The 4,596-nt window shown below is 30.9% G+C and carries 6 protein-coding genes; 4 read left to right on the forward strand and 2 right to left on the reverse strand.

Translation table 11 applies throughout. From position 1 onward, the window contains the following. The first annotated feature begins 168 nt into the window (after positions 1-168). From AC1DCY_RS26840 to AC1DCY_RS26850, 3 genes are all read left to right on the forward strand, one after another. Positions 169-459, forward strand: coding sequence for a hypothetical protein (locus AC1DCY_RS26840; RefSeq protein WP_477355639.1), 291 nt, complete (start codon positions 169-171; stop codon positions 457-459). Between the two features lie 583 nt (positions 460-1,042). Next, positions 1,043-1,612, forward strand: coding sequence for an Arm DNA-binding domain-containing protein (locus AC1DCY_RS26845; RefSeq protein ID WP_477355642.1), 570 nt, complete (start codon positions 1,043-1,045; stop codon positions 1,610-1,612). Positions 1,613-1,709: 97 nt separating this feature from the next. Continuing rightward, on the forward strand, positions 1,710-1,922 hold the full coding sequence (locus AC1DCY_RS26850; protein ID WP_477355645.1) for a hypothetical protein: 213 nt from the start codon (positions 1,710-1,712) through the stop codon (positions 1,920-1,922). Between the two features lie 277 nt (positions 1,923-2,199). On the opposite strand, the gene AC1DCY_RS26855 is transcribed toward AC1DCY_RS26850, so the two are convergent. Continuing rightward, entirely contained in the window at positions 2,200-2,595 is a 396-nt protein-coding gene (locus AC1DCY_RS26855; RefSeq protein WP_477355648.1) for a hypothetical protein, read from the reverse strand. 472 nt (positions 2,596-3,067) lie between these two features. Between AC1DCY_RS26855 and AC1DCY_RS26860 the strand changes: the two genes are divergently transcribed. Then, positions 3,068-4,078: a hypothetical protein gene (locus AC1DCY_RS26860; RefSeq protein ID WP_477355651.1), complete on the forward strand. Its 1,011-nt coding sequence runs from the start codon at positions 3,068-3,070 to the stop codon at positions 4,076-4,078. Between the two features lie 380 nt (positions 4,079-4,458). On the opposite strand, the gene AC1DCY_RS26865 is transcribed toward AC1DCY_RS26860, so the two are convergent. Continuing rightward, positions 4,459-4,596, reverse strand: a 138-nt coding sequence (locus AC1DCY_RS26865) for an ester cyclase (RefSeq protein ID WP_477355654.1), incomplete at its 5' end; no start/stop codon positions are given.

A 4,596-nucleotide genomic window follows, 5' to 3' on the forward strand; every position in this document is an offset into this window, starting at 1 on the left:
CAAGAAACTATGTAGTAACAGCATTTTCAAATACAACAAAAACCTTCCAAATTGAATTCGGAGGGTTATTTGGGTTGCGCTTTTTAGTATAGCATGAAGTGTTTATTAATTTAAAAGATTTTTATTGACAATCTATTAGCTGGTTTAGTATTATATGTTGGCATTAATTTGATAGTTGATCATGGTCTTTCATTAGTAACTCCAAGTAAAATTGAAGCTGCTTTTTCTGAAGCTACACCACAAATTAATAATGTTGTGGAAAAGCATAATAGTGCTGACCCTTATGGAAAAGAACTTATGATAGCTGCTAAACCGTTATATGACCTTACTGTAGGCACTATATCTTCAATATCATCTGCTATCACTTGCTTAGCATCAGTTATTTCACTCATTATTTACCGTAATAGAGAAACGCTTGTAGATTGTGTTTTAGATTTTTTTAGTTATATTTTCTCTTAATTGCAGGAAAACTAATTGTTAAGAAGTTCAAATCTACTAATATGCTATAATTTGGTTGAAAAGAAAGTTGGTGAAATATGTTCGAATCAATCTTTGTCAACGATGGCATGATTCATGCATTATCAGTTATCATCCCATTATTTGCGGTAGTTTTGCTGTTAATGTTTGCTCTAAAAGTTTTAGAGGATATAATAACGTTCATCCTTTCCATTCCATTTGTAAAGTTTGGGATTCTAGCATGTATATCAATAATCGCTTTCAAAATTTGGGTCTGATAGAGAATTTCTATCAGATTTATTTTTTTGAACAAAAACGTCATATTGTTCATTAGTTTGCTGTATCGTCTGCAAACGCTGCGGCTTTTTCTTTTACTTATTTTGAAACAGTTTTTTTAATCATGATTATATGCCCCAAACAGTATGAAGCTTCAAGAATTGTTTAACGTTGAATATGAATTTTCATTGAAGCGTTTAACACAATACTTAAACAATCATCGCTTTGTTTCATATTGTAACGGCGAGAAACAATGAATTTACCGGCTTCTATGGGAAGATAAGAGTAACAGTTTATTAGAGGTGAATTTATGTTTTGTGAGAGAATCGACAAGCATACTTGTCGATGTATTGGAGAAGGCCCTCATCACCCTATTACAGGCAAACGTAGACAAATAACTAGACGTGGGAAAACCAAAAAAGAGGCAGAGGAAAAAGTAAAGAAAGGTATAGCAGCTCTAAAACATCAATCTACATTTAATCCAGAGATACGTTTTGCAGAGTTTAGCAATCAATGGTTGAATATCTATCGTCTAAAAGGGAATAAAGAAACTACAGTCAAATATAGAGAATACTGTTTATCTGTTCTAAATAAATATTTAGCGAACGATAAAATTATTAATATTAGTACGGTTCGTTATCAGGGAGTAATTAATAACTTATTTGAAAATGAATGTGCTTATTTTACTCTACGAGGAATTCAAAACGCAGCAAAGATGATGTTCGCTTATGCAAAGGAAATCGGTTTAATTGAATTTAATCCAGTAGATGGAGCATTTGTACCCAAAAAGAAAATGACATTAGAACAAGTACACGGCCAAGATGTTGAACAATTATTTTTAGAATCAGAGGAATTAAAAGAGTTTCTAAGAGAAGTATAAATATCCCAATATAGTTTACCGTGCTATTATTTATACAATTGCCTTTACTGTTATGCGTCCGAGTGAAGCTTTAGCATTAAAACAAGAGGATGTAGATTTGGTCAACAAAACAATTCGTATTAATAAGGCAAATTATGCGAAAAGTGATCGAAAGCAAGATTTTGAATTAACGCCTCCTAAAACAATTGGAAGTGTACGAATAATCGATATAGATTACATTGTAGTGGGAAAAATTCAAGAAATCATAGATTTCCGTATAATGATCAATTGGAATTTTGGTTGCTTTTTTGTTACTTTGGTTGCTTTTTAAAAGCATTAATAAATGCTTTCAGAGACTGAAATTTTCTTAAGAATGAATAAAGAGTCACTCATTTTTTTATTTTTCAAATGAGAGACTTTTTATAATATCAATATTAATAATCAATAAAGTTACAAGAAAATCTTTAATAATCTTTCTTCGGTCGTTTTTTAGTCGGTTAAGTCGGTCACTTTTTTTACAATAAGACCATCATATGGTGGTCTTTTATGGCTTATTCAACTAAAGTTGCCTATTACTTTTAGACGCTTATTCACAACCACTTGTTTTATTAATCATCAACATCAGTGGCATATAAAGTTACACAATCTAATCCAATTACATCTAAAATATTTTTTATATAATCTTCAGTTTTCCCTTTTTCATATCCAGGAAAATGATTAAGAATACGAACTTTTAATATCCATCCAACATTTTTATACTCTAAGTATTTATACTTCCCTTCATTATCTTGATTAGGATATAACTCCATATATACTCCCATTTCTTTATTTAAATTAAAATAAAAGTGTTTATAAATAAACGGGAGTCTTGCTTTGAGTAAATCTTTGTTTTTACTTTTTGAAAACATACGATTATAACGTTCTAAAAATTCATTTAATCTTTTCATTATGAACTTTTCCTCTTTTGCTAAAGCTACAAAACCGTATTCTGTGTTCTTTTTCATTCACTATTCCTCCAATATTTCTATACCTTTTTTTATATTATCTCATATAAATTTTACTGGATAACTTTCCCTATACAATTTTCACAGAATGACCTTTTTCTTTTCACCGCACAACATACCCTACTACACGTGGCTTTCTTGATTACTATTAATCAACAGTTTTATTAAATAATTCGCTAAAATACTCCCGATTATAAAATCTCACAGCTCAATTTTATGTTGCCAATATACCGACTATCACGCTCGTTTAACCAATTTTAGAAATGTGGCTTTGCACAAGGAAGAGGCTTGTAAGGCATATGAATTAAACAGAATAGAAACGGATAAAACAGACAACTAATCATGAACTGCCCCGTAAAAGTTAGACACCAATCTAACTTTTACGGGGCAGTTCATCACAGTTGTCTGTTTTTTTATATGTACTTTTCCCTCCAAATTCCCTAGAATGGTAATATAAAGGGAGGATTTACAAATGAAAAAAAAATTAATTTTTAATGCAGCATTAGTTTTAAGTTTAGGATTGGCTGGATGTGGAACAGATTCATCAAAGGAAGATAACCCAAAAGAGAATGGTGCTAAAACTGAAGAACATCAAAAAGTACAAGCAAAAACAACAGATGATGTAATTAAACATTTTAAAGATGATGGTCTAGAACTAGGAGAAGTTTCAGACTTACCAAATGATGAATTTGGAAATATCCGAAAAGAAGGAAAAAGAATTTTAATCCCTTCTCTTGGTAATGATTCAGGTGGACGAATATTTTTATTCGATAATGAAGAAAATCTGAAAAAAGCAAAGAGTTATTATGATGAATTAGGAAATTCAGGGCCTATGTTTTATTCTCATACTCATCAAAGTGGAAAGTTTTTATTACAAATGAATGGCGATATGGAAGATAGTGAATTTGCTAAGTATGCGGCTTCACTAGAAAAAGCTGTAACAGGTTCTACTGACATTAAAATAAAAGACGAAAGTAAAGCCAATAAAGCAGATAATTTAACAGAAGCGAATGTTGGTGATGTAGTAATAGATGATTTTGCAGGTACATATACAATCACTGATTTATATGAAGCACCAACTGAAAAGTATAAAAGTGCTGATGTTGAATTTTCAATTGATGGCATGAAAACAGCTAAACTGGTTGCGCGTGATCCAAAAATGATTGATACAGATGCCGAAACAAATGTACTTATCCTATCTATAACAGGAGAAAATTTATCTAATGATACTTTAAGTTTTTATCCAAATTCAGCGAAAATGACTACCGATACAAAACGTCAAATCAATTCTATTGTTGAAATTTCTCATTTCGAGTCCGAATTTATTGGCAAAGTAATACAAAAAGGTGAAGTTATTTTTGATTTAGGAAAAGAAGGTTTAGAAGGTGTCAAAGAATTAAAATTTGTTTTTGATAGTGCTTCAAAAGATAACAAATTTATTGGCGAAAAAGTTACAGTAGTTGTACCAGTAAATAAAAAATAGTCATTCAAATTAAATAAATGGTTTTCTTTTATTTTTTCATCTGCATTCATTGCAATCTTTTCAATTAAAAACACCCTCAAGCGAGAGTGTTAGACATAATTTATATTACGAAAAGTGATTGGTCTATCTCTGATTTACGTCTTTCTCGTTCAGAAAACATTTTAGAAACTATTTTTCGAGAGCCTAGTCCATTGTTTAATGCACCTCGGATAGCAAAAAAGTATAATTGAAGATCTCTATTCGTCATTTCATTAACTGCTCTTCTCCACCACTCACCAAAATCTTTTGATAGTGGCGGAGTAAGATTATAAGACTCGGAGAACTTTAAAATGGCTTCTAAACACTTTTCATTTTCAGAAAAGTAAACATCCCGAAAGATGTTAATTACTCTTATTGCGGTTGAGTTGTTTTTCAATACCCGCACGATCAATTTGAATCCAATATTCTGCTATTTTTTCATCTTCAATTCTATATACGGCGCTTGCTATTTCAATAACTGGAAGACTTGTTGGCTGATA

This window comes from Lysinibacillus sp. 10T31 (assembly GCF_056394365.1).